General features: G+C 46.9%; 25 protein-coding genes and 6 pseudogenes. 7 read left to right on the top strand and 24 right to left on the bottom strand.

What is annotated here, in order from left to right:
* Window position 1 precedes the first annotated feature (1 nt).
* Window positions 2-1,096 (bottom strand): annotated as a pseudogene (locus tag JCM11216_RS00725) (CofH family radical SAM protein).
* Between the two features lie 163 nt (window positions 1,097-1,259).
* Here JCM11216_RS00725 and mqnC point away from each other — a divergent pair.
* The 5 genes and pseudogenes from mqnC (at window position 1,260) to JCM11216_RS00700 (ending at window position 3,784) form a co-directional block, all read left to right on the top strand.
* Window positions 1,260-2,301 (top strand): annotated as a pseudogene (mqnC, locus tag JCM11216_RS00720) (dehypoxanthine futalosine cyclase).
* Between the two features lie 28 nt (window positions 2,302-2,329).
* Window positions 2,330-2,686 (top strand): aspartyl protease family protein, encoded by a 357-nt coding sequence (locus JCM11216_RS00715; protein ID WP_054852992.1) that lies wholly within the window; start codon window positions 2,330-2,332, stop codon window positions 2,684-2,686.
* A gap of 43 nt (window positions 2,687-2,729) precedes the next feature.
* Window positions 2,730-2,966 carry a hypothetical protein gene (locus tag JCM11216_RS00710; protein WP_054852991.1) on the top strand — a complete coding sequence of 79 codons (237 nt, stop codon included), beginning with the start codon at window positions 2,730-2,732 and terminating at the stop codon, window positions 2,964-2,966.
* A complete protein-coding gene (locus tag JCM11216_RS00705) occupies window positions 2,953-3,363 on the top strand; it encodes a type II toxin-antitoxin system VapC family toxin (protein ID WP_054852990.1) in 411 nt (136 codons plus the stop codon). Before JCM11216_RS00710 ends, JCM11216_RS00705 begins: the two co-directional genes overlap by 14 nt.
* 76 nt (window positions 3,364-3,439) lie before the next feature.
* Window positions 3,440-3,784, top strand: a complete 345-nt coding sequence (locus tag JCM11216_RS00700) for a Rieske (2Fe-2S) protein (RefSeq protein WP_054852989.1) — start codon at window positions 3,440-3,442, stop codon at window positions 3,782-3,784.
* A 122-nt stretch (window positions 3,785-3,906) separates the two neighbouring features.
* Here JCM11216_RS00700 and JCM11216_RS00695 read toward each other — a convergent pair whose 3' ends face one another.
* The 21 genes and pseudogenes from JCM11216_RS00695 to JCM11216_RS14520 all read right to left on the bottom strand — a co-directional run bounded on the left by JCM11216_RS00695 (window position 3,907) and on the right by JCM11216_RS14520 (window position 15,914).
* A complete protein-coding gene (locus JCM11216_RS00695) occupies window positions 3,907-4,143 on the bottom strand; it encodes an AbrB/MazE/SpoVT family DNA-binding domain-containing protein (RefSeq protein ID WP_054852988.1) in 237 nt (78 codons plus the stop codon).
* Between the two features lie 60 nt (window positions 4,144-4,203).
* On the bottom strand, window positions 4,204-4,578 hold the full coding sequence (locus JCM11216_RS14575) for an FAD-linked oxidase C-terminal domain-containing protein (protein ID WP_243674830.1): 375 nt from the start codon (window positions 4,576-4,578) through the stop codon (window positions 4,204-4,206).
* A 65-nt stretch (window positions 4,579-4,643) separates the two neighbouring features.
* Window positions 4,644-5,609 carry an FAD-binding oxidoreductase gene (locus JCM11216_RS00690; protein ID WP_243674666.1) on the bottom strand — a complete coding sequence of 322 codons (966 nt, stop codon included), beginning with the start codon at window positions 5,607-5,609 and terminating at the stop codon, window positions 4,644-4,646.
* Window positions 5,597-6,324 (bottom strand): annotated as a pseudogene (locus tag JCM11216_RS14570) (FGGY-family carbohydrate kinase). Before JCM11216_RS14570 ends, JCM11216_RS00690 begins: the two are co-directional and overlap by 13 nt.
* Before the next feature lie 85 nt (window positions 6,325-6,409).
* Entirely contained in the window at window positions 6,410-6,793 is a 384-nt protein-coding gene (locus JCM11216_RS14565; protein ID WP_243674829.1) for an FGGY family carbohydrate kinase, read from the bottom strand.
* A complete protein-coding gene (locus JCM11216_RS14560; protein WP_243674664.1) occupies window positions 6,793-7,026 on the bottom strand; it encodes a hypothetical protein in 234 nt (77 codons plus the stop codon). Before JCM11216_RS14560 ends, JCM11216_RS14565 begins: the two co-directional genes overlap by 1 nt.
* 85 nt (window positions 7,027-7,111) lie before the next feature.
* Complete coding sequence (locus JCM11216_RS00680) at window positions 7,112-7,606, bottom strand: hypothetical protein (RefSeq protein ID WP_243674662.1); 495 nt, start codon at window positions 7,604-7,606, stop codon at window positions 7,112-7,114.
* A complete protein-coding gene (locus tag JCM11216_RS00675; protein WP_054852986.1) occupies window positions 7,567-7,971 on the bottom strand; it encodes an NAD(P)/FAD-dependent oxidoreductase in 405 nt (134 codons plus the stop codon). Before JCM11216_RS00675 ends, JCM11216_RS00680 begins: the two co-directional genes overlap by 40 nt.
* 130 nt (window positions 7,972-8,101) lie before the next feature.
* A pseudogene (locus JCM11216_RS14555) lies at window positions 8,102-8,161 on the bottom strand (hypothetical protein); the annotation flags it as partial.
* Window positions 8,162-8,231: 70 nt separating this feature from the next.
* Window positions 8,232-9,367, bottom strand: a pseudogene (locus JCM11216_RS00670) (FAD-dependent oxidoreductase).
* 290 nt (window positions 9,368-9,657) lie between these two features.
* Window positions 9,658-11,067 (bottom strand): alkaline phosphatase family protein, encoded by a 1,410-nt coding sequence (locus JCM11216_RS00665; RefSeq protein WP_243674660.1) that lies wholly within the window; start codon window positions 11,065-11,067, stop codon window positions 9,658-9,660.
* The gene (locus JCM11216_RS00660) at window positions 10,988-11,458 is read right to left on the bottom strand and encodes an alkaline phosphatase family protein (RefSeq protein WP_054852984.1); all 471 of its coding nucleotides are present in this window, start codon (window positions 11,456-11,458) and stop codon (window positions 10,988-10,990) included. Before JCM11216_RS00660 ends, JCM11216_RS00665 begins: the two co-directional genes overlap by 80 nt.
* A 77-nt stretch (window positions 11,459-11,535) precedes the next feature.
* Window positions 11,536-12,315: a hypothetical protein gene (locus JCM11216_RS00655; RefSeq protein ID WP_054852983.1), complete on the bottom strand. Its 780-nt coding sequence runs from the start codon at window positions 12,313-12,315 to the stop codon at window positions 11,536-11,538.
* A gap of 117 nt (window positions 12,316-12,432) precedes the next feature.
* Complete coding sequence (locus tag JCM11216_RS00650; RefSeq protein WP_054852982.1) at window positions 12,433-13,044, bottom strand: hypothetical protein; 612 nt, start codon at window positions 13,042-13,044, stop codon at window positions 12,433-12,435.
* A gap of 128 nt (window positions 13,045-13,172) precedes the next feature.
* Window positions 13,173-13,403, bottom strand: coding sequence for a hypothetical protein (locus JCM11216_RS14550; protein WP_243674658.1), 231 nt, complete (start codon window positions 13,401-13,403; stop codon window positions 13,173-13,175).
* A gap of 29 nt (window positions 13,404-13,432) precedes the next feature.
* On the bottom strand, window positions 13,433-13,660 hold the full coding sequence (locus tag JCM11216_RS14545) for a hypothetical protein (RefSeq protein ID WP_243674656.1): 228 nt from the start codon (window positions 13,658-13,660) through the stop codon (window positions 13,433-13,435).
* Between the two features lie 136 nt (window positions 13,661-13,796).
* Entirely contained in the window at window positions 13,797-14,279 is a 483-nt protein-coding gene (locus JCM11216_RS14540; RefSeq protein ID WP_243674654.1) for an acetoacetate decarboxylase family protein, read from the bottom strand.
* A gap of 14 nt (window positions 14,280-14,293) precedes the next feature.
* On the bottom strand, window positions 14,294-14,599 hold the full coding sequence (locus tag JCM11216_RS14535; RefSeq protein WP_243674652.1) for a hypothetical protein: 306 nt from the start codon (window positions 14,597-14,599) through the stop codon (window positions 14,294-14,296).
* A gap of 59 nt (window positions 14,600-14,658) precedes the next feature.
* Window positions 14,659-15,198 (bottom strand): acyl-CoA dehydrogenase, encoded by a 540-nt coding sequence (locus JCM11216_RS14530; RefSeq protein WP_243674650.1) that lies wholly within the window; start codon window positions 15,196-15,198, stop codon window positions 14,659-14,661.
* Window positions 15,159-15,308: a hypothetical protein gene (locus JCM11216_RS14525; RefSeq protein ID WP_243674648.1), complete on the bottom strand. Its 150-nt coding sequence runs from the start codon at window positions 15,306-15,308 to the stop codon at window positions 15,159-15,161. Before JCM11216_RS14525 ends, JCM11216_RS14530 begins: the two co-directional genes overlap by 40 nt.
* Before the next feature lie 3 nt (window positions 15,309-15,311).
* Window positions 15,312-15,914 carry an acyl-CoA dehydrogenase family protein gene (locus JCM11216_RS14520; RefSeq protein WP_243674646.1) on the bottom strand — a complete coding sequence of 201 codons (603 nt, stop codon included), beginning with the start codon at window positions 15,912-15,914 and terminating at the stop codon, window positions 15,312-15,314.
* A gap of 125 nt (window positions 15,915-16,039) precedes the next feature.
* Between JCM11216_RS14520 and JCM11216_RS00630 the strand changes: the two genes are divergently transcribed.
* Window positions 16,040-16,570 carry an SCP2 sterol-binding domain-containing protein gene (locus tag JCM11216_RS00630; protein ID WP_243674643.1) on the top strand — a complete coding sequence of 177 codons (531 nt, stop codon included), beginning with the start codon at window positions 16,040-16,042 and terminating at the stop codon, window positions 16,568-16,570.
* A 136-nt stretch (window positions 16,571-16,706) separates the two neighbouring features.
* Window positions 16,707-17,773: pseudogene (locus tag JCM11216_RS00625) on the top strand (alcohol dehydrogenase catalytic domain-containing protein).
* 41 nt (window positions 17,774-17,814) lie between these two features.
* Here JCM11216_RS00625 and JCM11216_RS14515 read toward each other — a convergent pair.
* Together JCM11216_RS14515 and JCM11216_RS14510 are read right to left on the bottom strand one after the other, a co-directional pair.
* Window positions 17,815-18,309 carry a thiamine pyrophosphate-dependent enzyme gene (locus tag JCM11216_RS14515; RefSeq protein WP_243674641.1) on the bottom strand — a complete coding sequence of 165 codons (495 nt, stop codon included), beginning with the start codon at window positions 18,307-18,309 and terminating at the stop codon, window positions 17,815-17,817.
* 206 nt (window positions 18,310-18,515) lie between these two features.
* On the bottom strand, window positions 18,516-19,535 hold the full coding sequence (locus tag JCM11216_RS14510; RefSeq protein ID WP_243674639.1) for a thiamine pyrophosphate-binding protein: 1,020 nt from the start codon (window positions 19,533-19,535) through the stop codon (window positions 18,516-18,518).
* Window positions 19,536-19,540: the final 5 nt, after the last annotated feature.

Raw genomic sequence — 19,540 nt, 5'->3', positions numbered from 1 at the left:
TCTATGCATTGCCTACCTCAGTGAGTATTCTATGGAACGTATCTCTCAGGAACAGCCTTAACCCAGCCTCACGGGCTATGTGCGCCAACTCGCCGAGTGTCACTGACTCCCTAGAACCCGCCTGCTTAAGTACCTGCTCATTAATCATAGTGCCAACGAGGTCGTTGGCGCCGGCCATCAATAACGTCGAGGCCAATCTTTTACCCGTTGAGATCCAGTACGCACCTATCCTCTTAATGGAATCACCAAGTATCAGCCTTGAAATGGCTACGACCTTTACATCATACTCTGTTGGTGCTGGTCCCTTAACTAGACCATCCCTATACAATTTCGTGTTCCAGGGAACGAACTTTATTGGTATGAAGAGGAGTATTCCATGGGTCCTCTCCTGAACCTCCTTAATTGCAAAGATGTGCTCGACGATGTGCCTTGGCTTCTCGATATGGCCGTAGAGCATGGTTGCATTGCTCATAAGACCAACCCTATGGGCTCCTCCTGGATCCTGAGCCAGGTCTCGGCATTGAACTTATACGGAGTTATCACCCTCCTAACCTCCTCATTCAGTATCTCCGCGCCACCACCGCTAAGCGCATCAAGACCAGCCTCCCTAAACCTCTCAAGCACCTCTCTCGTGCTCATTCTCCAAACCCTTGCGTAGAAGTCTATCTCCGCTGCCGTGGGCCCCTTAATAATTACGTCAGGCGCCGCCTTCTTAACTGATCTAAATACATTCTCGAAGTACTCAATGCCTAGGTCTGGGTTGAATCCGCCGTTTATGTGCAGTTCCGTCACGCCAAAGCGTGCCTTGGCCTCCAGTACGCCCTTTGTTATTTCCTCAGGGGGTTCTAACGTAGGCCTCAGGGTGGCCCTTAGGCCTGTAGAAGGCGCATATTGGGCATTGGGCCACGCATATGTTTGAGTAGTTGATCACGACATTGTTAACCACGGTCGCGGTATCCCCCCCAGTTATCTTCCTCGTAAGCTCACTCGCGACACGGGCCAGATCCTTAAAGTCGCACTCCGTCATGAATTCCTCAGCATCAGCCTTAGTAATGCCGTTGATTACGGCATTACGTAAATCATCTATTGTGCACATGACACCGCGTTGGTATTTGAATTCCTTTTAAGTATTGGTCTTTTGATTCTATTTACTTCATTATTAAAAACATAACGTAATAACTTAAATAATGCCATAAACGCGTAATGACGTGGGTAATAATTGGAGTCCCATTGTTGAGAAGGCCATTTATGAGGGGAAACTGGGCCCACGTGATATTGAGGAATTATTTAGGGCCGACCTATGGGAGCTTGGGTCCGCCGCCGAGTACCTAACTAGGAGGTACTTCGGTAACGTGGTTACCTTCATACCAAACATGATACTTAATTACACGAATGTATGCGTAATAGCCTGCAGGTTCTGCGCCTTCTACAGACCGCCTGGGCACCCCGAGGCCTATACATTGAGTGTTGAGGAGGCTGTGCGGAGGGTTGTCGCCATTGACAGGGAGTTTGGTATTAGGCAGGTCCTGGTGCAGGGAGGTATAAACCCAGAGCTAGGCATTGAGTATTACGAGGAGTTATTCAAGGCATTAAAGGCTAGGTTACCTCACGTCGCAATCCATGGGTTAAGCCCAATAGAGATCGATTACCTGGCTAGGAAGCATAGGATGAGCTATTCGGAGGTTCTGGATAGCTTAGGGACGCCGGTATGGACACGTTGGCTGGTGGTGGCGGTGAGATACTAGTTAATAGTGTGAGGAAAGTCATTGCGCCTCACAAGATTGATACTGAGACCTGGCTAGGCATAATGGAGACGGCGCACAGGATGGTATAATGAGTAATGCGACCATGATGTACGGCCACGTGGAGTCGGTGAGCGACTGGGCGGAGCACTTGTATAGGATAATTGAGCTTCAGAGGAGGACACACGGATTCCTATCATTCACAGCCTGGAACTTTGAGCCAGGCAATAGTGAGTTGACCAGGGAGGTCCCGTACCCACTGACATCAGCCACCCTCCTGAGGGTCATTGCCGTGGCCCGGCTCGTGTTTAAGAACGAACTGCCCAATATACAGTCAAGTTGGTTAACGAATGGGCTTGAGGTTGCGCAACTGGCCCTTAAGTTTGGCGCCAATGACTTTGGCGGTACACTTTATGAGGAGAGGGTTATACCGGCCACGGGGGGGCTTAAGATGCCCGTATTAACAGGGGATGCGGTCATAAACTTAATTAGGGGGGGTTTAGGTTTAATACCTGCCGAGAGGGATAATTGGTACAGGATTATCAAAATATATAACTAAGCGTTATGATAGACATTATTGATGCATTATGGGCCTGGTCTATGTTGATGCCGTGGTTAAGCATGGGGACAAGTCCGTACCAGTTAAGCTACTTGTCGATTCAGGGGCCATATACACGGTCTTAAGAAGAGATGTTTGGGAATACCTTGGGCTTAGGCCTATGCAGGAGATGGAGTTTGTCCTTGCTGACGGTACCGTAGTTAAACGATGGGTTTCGGAGGTTATAATCGAATTGAGGGGGGGTTATGGTGAGAGGCACACGCCTGTTGTGCTTGGTGAGACGGAGGATGAGAACCTACTTGGTGCAGTCACGCTTGAGATATTCGGGCTTGTCTTGGACCCATTCAGGAGGGAGTTACGCCCAGCTAGAATGTTGATGAAGTAATAAAGTGAAGGGTTTAAATCTGTATTACATTATTGTATTACTGATGTGCGGTAGTGTTGTAATTACGGTAAGGGTGCCAAAGGAATTGAAAGAAATTATGGACAAGTATTCCGGAATAATTAATTGGAGTGAGGAAATTAGGAACTTCATAATTAGGCGAATCACCGAAATTAGGCAGGAGGAGGCATTGAATAGGCTAAATAGTATTATCGAGAAACTTCCTGAGTTGCCTACTGGTTCTATCATGTCCCTCGTGAGGGAGGATCGTGATAGTCATTGATGCGTCGACCCTGGCTAAGTACGTGTTGAAGGAAGTGGGGGGGTGGAGGGATATTTATGAATTTATACGTGTTAATAAACCGATTTATTCAGTTGGCCTCATAATTAAGGAGGTAGCCAATGCATTATGGAAGTACGTTAAGAGACAAGTAATTTCCGATTATATTGCCCGGGAATTGCTTAATGCAGTGATTGAATTAGTTGATACCGGCGTTATAGTACTGGAACCTGAGGAACAATACATGTCTGATGCCTTTATGATCTCGTTACGTAACGGCATTACTGTGTATGACTCCCTATACATAGCCCAGGCATTGAAGAGGGGGACCCTTCTAACGAGCGATAGAGAGCAGGCTAGCGTTGCCAGGAGATTAGGCGTATCAGTAATACTCATGTAGGGCTTCCCATTAGTTATTTTAGCTCGTGCCTGTGCAATAAACTTAATTAACAGGTGACTATGCCCTGGACCTTGTTATGTGGAGGAGGGTTTCCATACTGGTCAAGGTTTTTGAGAAGAGGAATTCCGTGATTACCTGGGTCGATAATAAGCCAATACTCGTGGTTAAGTACGGCGATAATTACTACGGGATGCTCGCCATATGCGCCCACATGGGGGGGTGTGCCTTGCTGACGGATGTCAATGGTTACGTAGCCACATGCCCAGCACACCAGGCCAAGTACGACGTTAGGACTGGCGAGATGATAGAGAAACCACAGGTAAGGCCTGATGTGAAGTGTGAGTATGCTGATGTAAAAGCACCATTACCAACCTACAAGGTCAGAGTTACCCAGGATGGATTTCTCGAGATTGATGTTTAAGAAACGGCACTAAAATGATAAATAAAAAGCTCATTTAAGTGATGAGGCAATACCTCAGACCTGAATCCTCATTATAGAATTCAGAATCAGTGAATAAATCGAAAAATATAACATTGTTAGTATCAATTATCGCCTCCACAATCTAATGCGCCCCCCCTTTCAATGCCAGCCTCAATATCCTCAAGCGTCAACTTCCTACCAAACGTAAGCCTCCTTCTATCATCTGATAACTTCCTAAATACTATCTTATCATCCTCAACATAAACTATCAACACATCGCCAACCTTAATACCAAGTCTCTCCCTAATGCCCGCGGGTATCGTAACCTGAAAATTCCTAATAACCTTAACCCTTTCCACATTAAGTTATTATTTAATTTACTAGATCGATTTAAATCTCACTATTGAGACTAATATGATTTAGTTAGGGAAAAACATGCCTTTCCTTACGTTCAATACCCCCCCCTTACTATCCAGTGCTGCCTTTATTGATCTTAAAACATCAAGCGCATTACCGAGCTCGTGCCTTAACCATCTTGAACGCACAATGCCAATGCCGTGGTGATGGCTTATGGATCCACCATTCCTTAATGTAGCCTCCATGGCCCTATCCCATATCTCCCAGTAGGTATTTTCGTCGGGCTTAAATAGTACTGTGAAGTATATGCATGCGCCGTTTATGTATAAATGCGATATGTGAGCCATTACACCCACAACGCCACTAACCCTTAACAGGGAATCCCTAAAGTCCCTATATAATTGATTAATCCTTGACCAGGTTGTTGAGACCTCTATTGTGTCGAACCAAAGCCCATACTTCTTAACAGCCTCTATCTCCTCCTCGACGTTGAACCTAGTCCTTAACCAATCCTCGAAGTACTTACTCCCCCCGCGTACTCACCACCGTGACCCCCCCTAATAACATCATCAGCCCTCCTCCACAGCGCTTGAACTAAGTCGTCATAGTAGCCCTCAAAACTAATTATTAGTAATGGCTTATTAACACCAAACCTAATCGATGCCTCCTGCTCATCATAAAGCCTAGCAACTGCCGGAACGACCCTTTTCACCATTAATTCCCTGAGGGCCTCAACACCCTGCTCAAGGGTGTTAAACCTATATGCGCCATAAATGGTGTGTGTCGGTAATGGTACGATTCTAAGCACGGCCTTTGTGATGATGCCGAGCATTCCCTCCGAACCAATGAATAGGTACTTAAGTGATGGGCCTGTGGACGCGCGCGGAACGTTGTTACTCCTCAACCAGGTTATTTCACCATTGGGTAGGACAACCTCAAGGTTTATTACCATGTCCTCAATATTGCCGTACAACGTACTGTACTGGCCTGAGCTCATTGTCGCTATCAAGCCTCCTATTGTTGCGTAATTGAATGATTGCGGAATATGCCTAAGGCTATACCCCCCCACCTCATTTAGCCTGGTCTCAACATCTCTCAACCTGGCGCCGGCCTCGACGGTCACTAATGAGTCATAGGTATTAATGTCTATGACCCTATTCAACTTGGACATGTCGATGATTATTGACCCAGCGCCGTATGAGGCGCCAGTGACGCTTGAACCACCGCCATAAATAACCACAGGCACTACATCACTGCCCTCATTAATTACCCTTAGGGCCAGTGATATATCATTTACGCTCTCAGGTACAATAACCGCAAGAGGCTTTGGCAATTCCTCATTAAGCACTTGCTCACGCATTATTAATAACGGCCAGAAATCCCTGGAATACCTCCTTAATACCTCGTCACCTGTTATTACCTTATTGTGACCCAAGGCGTTGATCAATTCCACAATTACGCCCTGCATCTCATCCCCTCAATAATCCTCTTAACAATATCCCTATTTAACGATAGTCTCTCCTCGCCAGGTTCAACTCGTAACTCCACGTTAACATGAACACCCTTAATAACATCATTTAATGACCAATCACCCTTAAATACCTTCAATAACGCCGCAACACCCCCCCTAGCCGTAGCCTCCACATCCCTCTGTCTCTCAACGATGGTACCCAACGCCGTAGCCAATAACCTAAGGAATAGGGTGCTCCTTGACAGGCCTCCATCAACCCTAACAACACTGGCCCTCGAATAGATCTTAATCTTATCGAAGATCAGCCTATCAATTGAACAATGCCTTCAACGACGGCCCTCACAAAGGCCTCCCTAGTAGTGCTTAGTGTTAAGCCATCAATCAAGCCCCCCCTTGCACATGGCCTAGGCGGCACATTAACACCAGCCAGTGCTGGTATAACCACTATACCCTGGGTATTGACCTGGGCCAAGCCATCCAACTCCTGCGGTGAAGATAATAGCCCAAGCCTAACTAACCAATCAATTACTGAACCAGTCGCGGGCAGGAAACCCTCGACTCCATAAAACACATTACCACCATACTTAAGTATGAGGAGTGGTAGTAAGCCACCACCAACGAGTTTAAATTCGTCAACAACAGCGTCTACGAAGGAGCCCGTGCCATTCGTAACCTTACCACAACCAACACTTAAGCAACCCTCACCAACCATCGCCGCCTGCTGGTCCGCTATTAAAACCCCCCCAACCCTCATTCCATCGACCCCCCCACCAAGCTCATGAATATTATCAATAACCTCAGGCCCCCCCCACCTCTCTGGGTATGCCCAACAACTCATAAACCAGGTCAATCCTCCTTAAACTACCCGGATGCCAAAGACCCGTTAACGCCTCATTACTTGCATCGTTAATGTACCTATTACTAACGAGGTATGCCAGGTATGAACTTAACGTACCAATGAAAGCCTCACCCCCCCTCCTTACACGTTGAGCCAGGTCCTGCCTATTCCTTAACAACCATAGTATTTGGGCGACGGGCGATGTGGGTATTAGGATACTGCCCAGCAGTGGTAAACGTCTCATTATTGAGTATGGAAATTTATTAATGATCTCAAGACCCCCCCTTCTATCGAGCCACGTGATTATGTTAGTGAGGGGGTTGCCTGACCTATCCCATGTAATTATTGATGCCCTATAGGTTGAGATGCCAGGTACTTAACGCCCTTTTCTTTGGCCGTGCCTATTAAACGATCGAAGGCAGACCTAAGCGCATTTGCGTCCTGCTCAACGTAGTAACTGCCGGGGGGGAATAGCATCGGCACATTTATTGTTTCCAAATACCTCTGGTTAAGTTCCTCGTCATATATTATTAGCTTAACGTTCGTAGTCCCTACATCAATAACCCCAAGACTCATGAAACCACCCTCCTAATACTAACCTTATCAGTATCTGGTAATTCAATAACGGCGGCATCACCGTTAATCACGTACTCCCTATCATTTACCATGACCCTACATCCCTGCAGGGGGGGATTATCACCCTACGTGTATCCCTACTGACTTTATTACCTGGGTAAATGGATAATTCACTATCTATTACTATGAAGTCATTGGATTTACTTACTAATTCCCTGGCCATTATCCTACCGCTCTCAATAACGATACTTGGGTCATAGGTTTCAATGGCCGCCTGCCCAACAGCCTTAAACTCAGGGAACGGGTTGAATGGCTTAAACATGGATATTACCAGGGTATCCGCGGCAATCCATTCATTATCCACTAGGATTTTCTCAACCCTGCCCATACCCCCCCTAACGTACTTAACCCTGCCAATTATGACCTCAGGACCTGAGTAAGCCTCAACACCTGGTTTCCTCGGCGATACGACCCTGGCAGTAACACCACGCCTCATTAATTCCCTAGCCAATGATAGTGCATATTGGTTATCCCCATAAATTACCACGTTTTTACCAGGTAGTAAGTCGTAGTACAGCATGTCCAGTACTGCATGATGTGGGTAAATACCCGCGGGCTCTCCCCCCCATAGATGCCCAGCTCGGGCATTGTCATAACCCTAAATCCTGTAGCCACTAATACATTATTACCGAGTTTCCTATACCCACCCCCCCCTCCAAACCACGTATATTGCACCGCCGGCCCTAATGGCCGTTGCTCTAATCGAACACCAACCTCACTAATCATGCCATTAATTATACCCCCCCTAACCTCGGGAACCATGGCATGGATACCGCCCACGTAATCTCTATACTCGATGACCTCAACCTCAACACCAAGTCTACGCAGCTCCGTCGCCAACGAGAGCCCGGCCAGCCCTGCGCCAATTACCGTGTAACCAACCATGAATCACCACCTGACTTGGTCAACTCCCTCGGATCAATACCAAGCTCCTCAGAAATAACCTTGATGGCCTTGCGAGGCACATGCCCTGGCAGATACCCATGCCAAGCCCAGTCCTGAAGGCCACGCCGTCCAGTGTCCTTGCACCACGCCTAATAGCTTCACGAATATCCGCCCTGGTAACCCCCCCCATGCAGGGACAGACGACGACGCCCTGCTCATCATTAATGGGTCCTCCCCCCCCTCCACTATATCCCTGGTCATTACCATGGGGTTAACCCCCCCTTAACCTCATCCTTAGGCATGAGTACGGCCCCCCCTGCCTCCCTAAGCATCTCCACGACCCTCCTGGCTATTGCCGGCGCCGACGTTAATCCAGGCGATTCAATACCCACCAGGTGAATTACGTGCCTGCTCAATTTGCTATATGTTATTATGAAGTCATCGCCCTCGGGTATAGGCCTAACTCCCGCATAGGCCTTTATCGGCGTGAAACCCTCACTCCTCAACAAGCTACCGAACTTCTTAATTAAGACATCGATGTCCTCCTCATTAACTGACCTATCACCCCCCCTCTCGCCCATTGACAGGCTTGGTCCCCCCCATATTGTCGTGCCAAATACGGTGGGTATTACCGCACCGCCCTTGGTCTTTGGGTTAGGTATTAATTGCAGCGGTGCAATTATGTTCCTTGTCTGTTCGCCCCCCCAGAAAACAAGCATAACCCCCCCTTACCAAACTCAAGCCTATACTCATCACCAAACAACCTAGCAACATCCGCCGAGTAAAGACCCGCTGCATTAACTACGTACTTGGCCCTGTACTCACCCCCCCTGTTTGTGAGTATGACAACCTCATCATCCAACACCTTGGCACCCCTAACCTCTGTGCCTAGGGCGAAGTCAACACCATTTAATTTACAGAAGTTGTATAACTGCGATACTAATTCGAAGGAGTTTATTACTCCGTAGCCCTCAACCTCCACTGCACCCAGGCCATTAACATTAGGCTCACGTCTATGTAATTCCCGCGGCCCAATTATCCTAACCCTAAAGCCGTGTTTGCCATACACGCGATTAAGGATTAACCACACGGCGGGTAGCGCAATTAGGTGACCTAAGTTCCTAGCCACTAATAATGCGCTTAACCTTCTAATCCTGACGTGAAGTCTCTCGGCAATGTCATCATACATCCTATTACCCTCAACGGCCAGTTTACTCCTTAGTGAGTTAAATGGTGGCTGGACTACGTGGATAACACCAGCATGACCCTTTGAAACACCAAAGCCTGGTTCAACCTCCCTATCAATAACGAGGACCCTAACCCTATAATGCGCAAGTTCATAGGCAATAAACAAACCAATAACGCCAGAGCCTATTATGGCGATGTCATAACTCACGAAGAATCACCCCCCCGACTAGGGCTTCTCGTTAACGTTACAAACCAAGCAATAGTCAACGAGAGACCCAGTAGTTCCGTTGGTAGTAACAGTGTTGATAATCCAGGTTGGTACAGCCTTATGTATACAAGGGCAATTACTAGTATTAATAAGTATGAAAGCAGCCCCAGCGAAAGCGCATAAACAAAGCCCTTGACCCACCTACACTACTCATGTAATTCCTAAGAAACAATAGTGTAATTAACATGGCGGGCGCCGTGGATGATAGGCCGTAAATCAACAATGGTTCATCACTCATTAGGAAGGACTGAATGGCTTGAACATAGATCAGTAGGTAAAGAAGTACTGGAACAATGATTGAAAGAAGAACAATAATGTATGCACCACCTGATGCGTGTAAGTGCCATGCCAATCATCGGAAAGAGAACCAGGCCAATGAGGTACCCCCCCAGTAGCAGTGGTGGTGCCTCACCGGTATTGCCCAGGTAATTAAGGAAGCCTGTTGTCAGGGTTATTAAGCCAGTTACTGATGCGGTGATTACTGAACCATTAACAATACCAAGCACCTTAACGGGTAACGCATTAAGCCTTCCCTTGTCTATGGGTAATAGTGATGCTGATGCCAGGTCTATGGTTAGTGCTATGATTAACCATAGGAACAGTGGCGTGTAGATTACAGGTACATACGCAAAATCCTCACTCACATAAACAGTGGATCCTAGTTCGGCCAACGTTATGTTGCTATAACCATACCTTGGATATGGGAGTTCATCGAGTGGTATCTGTGGTGTTAATGGGTATAGGGTCGATAAGTCCTCGTAATTGGATACGTTAGGTAATAAATACACATTGCCTATTAATGGGAACTCCTGACTAAATATTATTGGCTCCCTGCTCATGTTGAAGTAGAAGAAGTCAAGGGGTATGTTGCTCTCCAACACGTACTTGTTCAGAGCGGGTAATCCCCCCCAATTGTAATCAATGAAGGCTATAAGCGATGCGTGGGTTAGCAGGGTATGCGACACATAATCCTCCTTGGCATAGGGCGAGATTACTATCAAGGGAACCCTAACACCCAGTGGTTTGCCATTTATTATCGGTGGTGGTACATGGTCGTAGTAACCACCGAACTCATCCCATGTTATGAAGATTACTGTCGAGTTCCATATTGGGCTTTCCTCAACCGTATTTATTATGTAAAGAAGCCAAGCCTCACCATACAGTATATTGCCTGGAGGCCCCCCCATGTCCGTTGATGGGTCTGGCATAACCCAGGAGACCGCCGGTAATGAGCCATTCATGACCTCACTTATGAAGTCACTCCACGTCTGTATGTGCGATGAGTACTTACTAATGCCGTAGAAGTACTTAATGTCAAGGAAACTCGGAGACTCCCTGGGATCTACGTAGTAGCCCCCCCAACTCACATGGTATTGGCACAACTCCGCGAATACGCTCTCCTGAACCGGTATATAGGGCGGTGGACCGTAATCATCAATGACCGGCGCATAGGCTGCGTATAGGAAGAGGTGGTTTGGCGCGCTTTCTGATAGGTATGGCGTGAAGTAATTATCGGCAAGCCCATACTCCTCAGCTAAGTCCCAAAGAGGCGCCACCTGATCAACCGTGTAGTAATAAAGTGATTGCGGGCCTGAGCCCCCATACCCAACCATCCATTTTCCCATAGTCCCAATCGGCATGGTACGGTATGTACCCCCCCTCATTAGGATCCCTTGTGTAGTATATACCCATGGGCGCAGGCCGTAGGTAATTAGGTATCTTACTCATCGTGAGTAGGTTATTGGGAACTGTTAATTGGCTAACTAATGAATTGACCAAGGTACCGTTGTTTGGGTATACGCCAAAGATATTATCGAAACTATGGTTCTCAAGGAATATTATGATCACGTGCTTAATAGGGGTTCTGGTATTTAATTGATAGGCAGGTAGGGTTTGGCACTGCGGTACTGAGGAAGCCAGAAGGCCCTCCTGGTATATATCATATATAAATAGGCCAAGTAACACCAGAGATAGTGCAACAGCCACTGCTATTATTATAGTAAGTTGTAGACCATACTTATTAGCTAGCACAGTATCGTTATTCGCTAACCATTATTTAAACACCAGTAATAATTATTTTATGCATAAATGCACGTGCTATATTTAAATCACGTACTCCGTGGCTTCCAATCATACAGGTATCCACCACTTATTATTGAAAGCACGGAACCCCCCCAGGTTAGGCCACCAGCAACTATTAACCACATTAATATACCCAGGAAAATCATCACAAGCCCCAGCACCTTACAAATAAAGGGCCTGGGATAAAATAGCGGTATTAGGGAAAGAATGGTTACCACGCCACCCATTATGAAGGAATCCACCAGCGACATACTGACGAAAAGCACCCTAAAGTACATTATGGGCAGTAGCAACAGGATCAAAGCCGACAACAAACCCAGGTAAATACCCCAGAAGGGTATTCTACCCCCCCTGAGGGATCGCCACCTCGCCTTCATGAAATAACCCACGAGCGGCGGCACTAGCACGGCCAATACCACGAAGGGCGTCAGGGGTAGCGCAAAGAGGAGAGCCATCATTACTATGAGGAGTGGCGGTGGCTTAATAACAGCCATTAGGATTAAACTAACATAAATAAACAGGGCATAAATCACAATAAGCGAGATAAAGGAGTTAAGTCCCATGCTCCTGACAACATCGACCCTGTAGTTATTCTCCTCAATAATAGCCACAGGTATTACGCCAATAAAGATCACAGTTAGGAAAATGGCTAGGGTGAGGATAATCAACGCGAAACCAAGCAGCGACGGCCTAATCCAAAAGTATATCCAGGAAAGTAAATTTAATCCAAAGAGTATTGGTAAGACGAGTGCCTTACGTTTCCATAGGTTAATTAAGACAAAGCCAAACTTTGTAAAGAAGTCCACAATAATTAATCCAGTACTTCTCTTAAAAGCTTAATCTATATATAGCCTTTTTAGGTAAATATACTAGATACGAAAAATAGAAATAATATTTTGAATAATATCAAATAAGTAAATTACTTATGATCCAGAAACGGTATTGCTTGTTGATACACCAGAGGAGCTACATGTAATAAGGGCTGGGGGGGTAACCGTAACGTTTAAACCACCGTACGACATACTACCAACACTAACGTAGTATGCATCAACAGTTAATCCATTCATTGTGGCACTACCAATTGTTTGGTTAACAACATATGGTAAGCCGGAGGATACTATTACAACATTATTAAGTGTACCTGACTTGGTTGTAATACCTGCAGCGTACACAAGTATATTATTTAGGGATGCAGAATTCATGCTCAGCGATGCCGTTATTGCCACTGTGGAGGTTGGGCAATTCGGCATGAGCGGGTTAGGTAGTGACACCGTTACTGACTTACTAATGGTTTGGCCCTGGGGGGGTGCATTTATTGAGCTAATGCTCTGGGCTATTACGGGAGCGTATTGATTGGGTGCCGTTGATGTTGAGTAAATCCAACCATACATCGTGATTCCACTTAATGTGGCTGTCGGGTAGTAAATCGTTACAGGACCAGGTATACCAGCATCAGTTGATATACCAAATACTGAGGCTGCCACGAGCAGCGCTATTACAAACCCCAGACCTATTACTGTTAGTTTCCAGTTCATACAATTTGGAATGCTTTGGATTATTTTTAAAATGTATCTCATAAATATGGTATATATTCCTCATTATAAATTTAATCTTTGTAAAATAATGCTGATAAAAAATTTATTCTTTGTTAAAAATTTTACATTTATCCGGTGTATACCTTAATTGAGGAGTACGAGATGGACGTTGAGTTTATGTAATATGCGTAAATCTGCACGTTATAGAGCGGTAGCAATTCCGAGGCTATTGTCGAGAGTATTGATAGTAAGTTCACATTCTGCGGAGTTATTGTTATGGTAATTGGTACTATAATGTAGACCGTTGCGGTTATGTTCGCGGCATATATGGTTATGTCACTTATCTCGGCAGAACTCATACTGAGCGTTATGTTGTAGTTGGGGGGGCTTATACCGTCATAATCTGCCCTGAGGGCATATAAAGGCCTCCAGCCTTGTAAACCACAACGGGTATACCATCATAATTACCTGCAGCGAACGATATAAAACCGAAGGCCTTAACCATGGGTGAGTATATGTATATTATTGGGTCACCATTAAATGATGAGCCTTTTTGCGCCATTTTATGCCCATTGCCTGTGTGCATTGTCAAGGTTTCATACATGAGCAATGCCACTAATATAATCCCAAGAACAAATATTAAGGCACTTCTTATTTGCATGGTCCTAATATTAGTTATTTGAAAATAGTTAAAAGTCTTTATAATCTATATGCTATATAATGCATTCTAATAATTTTATATGCTATATAAATCATTCCCAGACTAATTTCCATTCCTTAACCCTCCTAATTATGCCTAGTTCCATATCACCCTCGATGTAAAAGCCCGCAACTACCCCAGTCACCTTAATATCATCAAGCGGATCAAAGGGAGTACCGCCTAGTTTAACCCTGGCCTCTCCACTCCATATCTGTGGGCTTTCCCTTGGCGTGAAGGTAAACCTTGCGTACCACTGTATTAACTGGGCAATGCCGGGCGTGCCGTCGGGTAGCGGCGGTAATGTCCTTATTGAGAGTAGGGGGGGTAGCGTGACCGTGTTATCAGCCCTAGGCATCAACGCCCTGAACGCATCCAACTGCTCAAGGCCCAACCTACCACTTATTGCAACCTCAACCCTCATTAATTCACCGCCCCCCCTATCTAACGTACCTATCACCAAACCGTAATCATTGACCGTAAGCCTAATGTCACCAAGCTTCTTAGGCGCACCAGCCAACTCCCTACCCGCTGCCATGGCCGCGTCATTGGTTACGTAAATATACGGTATGTAATAAGCAAGTTCAATACCTCGGTCCTCACGGGCAACGCTATCAATGCCTCCCTATAGACCCCAACCGTCGATATTCCATAATCACCAACCCAAAAGGCAGCCATCTCAAGGGCCAGGTCAACACCCTCGGGCAGTAGTGGGTCTACTGACTTGGAATCAATATTAGCAAGCACCAGGGCAACCCTAACTTTACCATAGTTAATCTTCGTTACGGCGGTTGATGATGGGTACAATGGTGCATTTAGCGGTATTCCGAAACCCTTTTCGCCGCCCTTTAGAACCATATACTTGAAGTATGTAAATTTCATTTTAAGCATTGTTGCTATTTATAATTTATTGTAATTTATAAACTATAGTTTTGTATAATGTCATCAGCAGCATCAAGGCTTAGCGCCTCCACTGTACCATCCTCAATGAGCAATGCCCTGGCATCCCTAAACAACTTCTCAATAATGAACTCCCTACTGAGCCCATATGCACCAAATATTTGCAATGCGTCATGAGCAACCTCAAAAGCAACCTTCTTAGCGTAAATCTGGGCAGCCCTTGCGTACCTGGGCGGTATAGTGAATGACTGCTCAACAAAGAACCCGGTGTATACGTAATCCATGGCCTTCCTAACGTAGTACCTAGCCGTCTCCACCCTCTCAAACATTTCATAAATCTTTAACTTAATGTTCTTATGCTCAATTAGCGGTTTACCACCCTGCACACGGGTCTTGGCGTACCTCAGGGCCTCCTCGAAGGCAGCCCTGGCGAGACCCACTGAGAATGCGCCCATGTTGACGCTTGTTAAGTTGAGTAGTTGATCTGAGAATAGTTCGTAAAATGGTGGCTGGGCTATCACGTAATCGTCAGGTACACGTACATTGTCAAAGAACACGGGCCCTGCGGGCAATCCCTATTGCCAAGCATGTCCACTGGCTCACCCTTCCTAACGCCCTTCGAGTTGAGTGGTACTATTACGAATGCGCCATCTAAGGCTCTTACCATCCCTTAACTGGGCATGGAGACCCATGTGGGTGCATATCGCGCCGCCGATACCCAGGCTGATTTCTGCCCATTTATGACCCACTCATCACCATCACGCTCAATAACCACGTTACCCATACCAAAGGACCCAACCTCCCTATCCCTAAACGCCAGTATGTAGTCACTACCATGCTCAGGTTCCGTGACACCCCCCCAACAACCGATATATTTACCCTCCGTATCCTCAAGCCAAGGCCTAACCAACTCCTCCCTAACCCTCTCTGAACCAAATAATGCAGCTATTGTGAAGGGTATCGCATCAACACCAATGAGCGTCGCAAAGCCCAGGCTAGCCCAACCAAGCTCCTCATCAATTACGTACCTCTGCAAGTTCGTTAACCCAAGACCACCACGATCCTTAGGCAAGTGAATTCTGTGCAGGCCCATCCTCTTCATCTCCCTGACTGCGTCATATAACGGCGAACCGGGCGCAACCCTGTCCCCCCCAACGTCCATCCTATCAACCTTGATAGACAATGGCCTAAGTACTTCCTCGGCAAGCTTATGCACATTACGTCTGATCACCTCATCCTCCTCCGTTAATCTGTCAAGATCTAAATAACTCATTGATACTAATTATATGTAGATACTTTAAACGTAATTGCTATTTATTATATATTAATTTATTAATTATAATATATAGCATTTATATTAATAATTCTTTAATACCAATAGATATGTATTTAATATGTATGTCAAGCGAGGGCTTTGTATATCCAAGTCCACAATGGGCCGAGGCATTTTGTAAGGCCATAAATGAAAACCAGGAGTATAGGGAGGCTGCCAAGGACTGGAGGTGGGACGTGGCCTTTGTTGCGACAAGCATACCGGAGAACGTAGTTGATAAATTATCAGAAATCCTTGGACTACCTAAGCCAAAGGACCTTGGCATTAAGGTTGACTCAGGTGCAATAAAATTGGTGCTCAGGAACGGTACATGCCAAGGCAGTGAGTTCTACATAGACCTACCGGTCAATTTACCGCCAGAAATAAAGTTACCGGGTAATATAAGGATTGGTAAGGTTGATGCGGACTTTGTGCTAGAGGCCACGTACTCACTTTGGAAGGATCTAATCCTAGGAAAGGCTGATGCGGTTTCTGCATTACTCTCGAGGAAGATCAAGGTCAAGAAGGGTAGCTTCCTAACCCTAATGCAATACTCATCAGCCGCCGTAAAGCTTGCAAACACCACAAGGAATGTGCCGACGAAGTTCATAGACTAATTAAATAATTTTAAATAATTAAAGCTTCAAAATAAATTCAAAATTATCTTTATTCCCTGGTTTAGCATGAGTGATTAGTCATTAATATACGTGATCTAAATATAAGCAAAACTAAAATCCTATAGAATAATTAAAAATGACGTATGAAGCGGCAACATTCAAGGGACCAAGTAAGCCATACCTAGAGATTAAGGATGTACCAACACCAAAGCCGGGGGGGCCTGGGGGGGAAATCCTCGTTAAGGTAGCAAGCACGGGCATATGCCACAGCGACATACACCTGTTTAAGGGCGACTTTGGGCCAGTCATGCCGGGCTTCATACCTGGGCACGAGATCTCCGGTTGGGTTGAGGATTTTGGGCCCGACGTTAAGAACCCATGGGGGGGCTTAAGGAAGGGTGACCCGGTCATTGTTTCCTGGATCGTCCCAGACGGCATATGCAAGTACTGCGCCAGCGGTAAGGAGAATTACTGCCCAGCGGCTGCGGGTAGGATGCCGGGCCTTGTTGGGCTTAATGGTGGCCATGCTGAGTACCTAACAGTCCCTGAAATAGCGGTTATAGCCCCCCTGGAGAGAGGCGTCGATGTTTACTACGCATCACCAATAGCCTGCGCCTACGGCACTGCATACCACGCACTGAGGGAGGCAGGTGTTGGGCCTGGCACGAGCCTGGTCATAATCGGCGTTGGCGGCGTCGGCCTATCGGCTGTTCAATTAGCCAGCGCCATGGGCGCGTACCCAATAATTGCCGTGGACATTAGGGACTACGCACTAGATAAGGCCAGGGAGCTCGGCGCCACCCACGTGATAAACTCTAGCAAGGAGGACCCAATAAGCAGGATAAAGGACATACTCCCAGACGGCGCTGACGTAGTTCACGAAGCCAGGCCAGAACCTGACCTTAAGTTATCCATGGAGGTGGTGTCCAGGCTGGCACGATAGTTGTGACTGGACTTGGCGGTCCAAAGTCAACATTCAGCGTTAATGTGCTGCCGTTCGTTATAAATGGCGTTAGGATAATGGGAAGCCTGGGCTACAGGCCTAGGCTTGACTTACCGGAGATAATTAGGCTAGTGGCTTCGGGTAAGGTGGATATCAAGAAGTTGGTCAGCCACGTATACGCTCCTGAGCAGATAAATGAGGCATATGAAAACCTGGAGAAGGGACTTCACGCAAGGGCCATTGTTAAGTGGGGGGGTTAGGGTTTGACCGACCTCATCAAATCAAACTAAAAACAATGATATCACTGTCTCCTACCGAATATCGCCATTAACTGCCTAGTTATTGGAATCGGCACAGCGTCTGGATTAACGAAGACGTCAGCAATACACGGTCCACTAGACTTATAAATACACCTCTCAAGCCCAGACTCCAGCTCCCTTTTATCACTAATCCTGATGCAGCCCACATTAAGCGATTCAGCGAACTTGCAGAAGTCCATGGGATACGTATGCGATGCATAGACCTTACCACCATAGAGGAACCTCTGCTGCAGCTTTAGTACTCCCTGAGCCCTATCATTAAATATCACAAAGGCTATCCTAAGCCCCCCCAGCTCAGCTGCCGTGGCTATCTCCATACCAGTCATAAAGAAGGCCGCATCGCCTGTCGTGGCAACCACCGTCGCATCAGGCCTAGCCACCTTAGCACCAATCGCCGCTGGTATTGCAAAGCCCAGTGAGGTAAAGCCCGCCGGGTTAAAGTAAGTCCTTGGCCTGTAGACGGGTAATTCAAACATGGCCACTTGATTACCCCCCCCGCGTCACAAGTGACTATTGCCTTTCCCTCACGCATGTCATTATCAATCACATGCGCAAGAGCTCTAACCAATTCACTTGGGTTTATCCTGGACTCGTCATAACCAAGCTCCCTCAGTTGTTGATTGCCTACGGAAGCCCTAACCTCATTAATTAGCTTGACCCCCCCCTATCCCTACCAGGTCCTTTACCCCCCCCTAACCCTATCATACAGCGCATTAAGGAATTCCAGAGCATCCGAGACAATCGCCAAGTCGGTCTTGTAATTCCTGCCAATATCATTTGGATCAACATTAACGTGAATTAGCCTCCCCCCCCTTATCGGTAGTGACCACATGCCCGTGCCCAGCTCGCTAAACCTCGTACCCACCGCGAGCACTACGTCGGCGTTCTCGACAAGCTTGACAGCCACAGTATCCCCCCCGAAGTAGCCCGCGGCTAAGCCTCCATGTAATGGGTGGTCAAATGGTATTGCACCCTTGCCCATGATTGACGTAACGACGGGTGCGCCCAACTCCTCGGCAACCCTAACTAGGGCCTCACTCGCGTTGGCTGCTATGATGCCACCACCGACGTAAATAACGGGTCTCTCGGCGTTGAGTAATTCCTTGGCGGCTGCGTCGACCAGGCCCATGTCAGGTTTAACCCTGGTCGGTTCCTCCTTGGTGTAGCCAGTCCACTCAGCCTCGCTATCAATTATGTCTCTAGGCAACTCCACGTAGACAGGGCCTGGCCTACCCTCCCTGGCCACCCTAAAGGCCTTAGCCAATGTCTTTGGTATTTCCCTGGGTTCCTCAACCCTAACGGCTAACTTCGTGAATGACTTAAAGATGCTTAATTGCGCATTGGTGTCTCTAAACTCGTGGTAATAGCCCCCCCTGCCCGCCGTCTTTATCGGTGTTAAACCGGCAAGCGCCACTATAGGAACACCCTCAACAGCCGCTTGGGCGAGTGGCGTTACTAGGCCGGTGGCGCCGGGGCCGGCCGTGACAATGACAACACCAACTCTGCCACTGGCCCTTGCATACCCATCGGCCATAAACCCCCCCATGCTAGGTTCAAAGCGCCCAAGCACATGCTTAATCCTCTCGCTATAATCATGTAATGCCGCGTATAGGCCTAGCACGTGTGTTCCGGGTAGGCCGAATACGGTATCCACACCTTCCTCGATTAAAGACCTAACTATTACCTCTCCACCAGTTACCATAGCCA

Source organism: Vulcanisaeta distributa JCM 11216, assembly GCF_001315985.1.
GTDB classification, from domain to species: domain Archaea; phylum Thermoproteota; class Thermoprotei; order Thermoproteales; family Thermocladiaceae; genus Vulcanisaeta; species Vulcanisaeta distributa_E.
This window is presented reverse-complemented; position numbering and strand designations above follow the sequence as displayed.

Coding starts and splice junctions, on each gene's coding strand:
- JCM11216_RS14535 (WP_243674652.1), bottom strand. CDS start 14,599: ATGGTTCTAAAGGGCGGCGAAAAGGGTTTCGGAATACCGCTAAATGCA.
- JCM11216_RS00690 (WP_243674666.1), bottom strand. CDS start 5,609: ATGCAGGGCGTAATTGTGGAATTGATCAACGCCTTGGGTCACAATAAG.
- JCM11216_RS00650 (WP_054852982.1), bottom strand. CDS start 13,044: ATGAACTGGAAACTAACAGTAATAGGTCTGGGGTTTGTAATAGCGCTG.
- JCM11216_RS14540 (WP_243674654.1), bottom strand. CDS start 14,279: ATGGCAGCGGGTAGGGAGTTGGCTGGTGCGCCTAAGAAGCTTGGTGAC.
- JCM11216_RS00675 (WP_054852986.1), bottom strand. CDS start 7,971: ATGGTTGGTTACACGGTAATTGGCGCAGGGCTGGCCGGGCTCTCGTTG.
- JCM11216_RS00715 (WP_054852992.1), top strand. CDS start 2,330: ATGGGCCTGGTCTATGTTGATGCCGTGGTTAAGCATGGGGACAAGTCC.
- JCM11216_RS14510 (WP_243674639.1), bottom strand. CDS start 19,535: ATGGTAACTGGTGGAGAGGTAATAGTTAGGTCTTTAATCGAGGAAGGT.
- JCM11216_RS14550 (WP_243674658.1), bottom strand. CDS start 13,403: ATGAGTTCTGCCGAGATAAGTGACATAACCATATATGCCGCGAACATA.
- JCM11216_RS14525 (WP_243674648.1), bottom strand. CDS start 15,308: ATGGTAAGAGCCTTAGATGGCGCATTCGTAATAGTACCACTCAACTCG.
- JCM11216_RS00665 (WP_243674660.1), bottom strand. CDS start 11,067: ATGCCGATTGGGACTATGGGAAAATGGATGGTTGGGTATGGGGGCTCA.
- JCM11216_RS14560 (WP_243674664.1), bottom strand. CDS start 7,026: ATGAGTCTTGGGGTTATTGATGTAGGGACTACGAACGTTAAGCTAATA.
- JCM11216_RS14515 (WP_243674641.1), bottom strand. CDS start 18,309: ATGTTTGAATTACCCGTCTACAGGCCAAGGACTTACTTTAACCCGGCG.
- JCM11216_RS00680 (WP_243674662.1), bottom strand. CDS start 7,606: ATGCTGTACTACGACTTACTACCTGGTAAAAACGTGGTAATTTATGGG.
- JCM11216_RS00630 (WP_243674643.1), top strand. CDS start 16,040: ATGTCAAGCGAGGGCTTTGTATATCCAAGTCCACAATGGGCCGAGGCA.
- JCM11216_RS00700 (WP_054852989.1), top strand. CDS start 3,440: ATGTGGAGGAGGGTTTCCATACTGGTCAAGGTTTTTGAGAAGAGGAAT.
- JCM11216_RS00710 (WP_054852991.1), top strand. CDS start 2,730: ATGTGCGGTAGTGTTGTAATTACGGTAAGGGTGCCAAAGGAATTGAAA.
- JCM11216_RS14520 (WP_243674646.1), bottom strand. CDS start 15,914: ATGAGTTATTTAGATCTTGACAGATTAACGGAGGAGGATGAGGTGATC.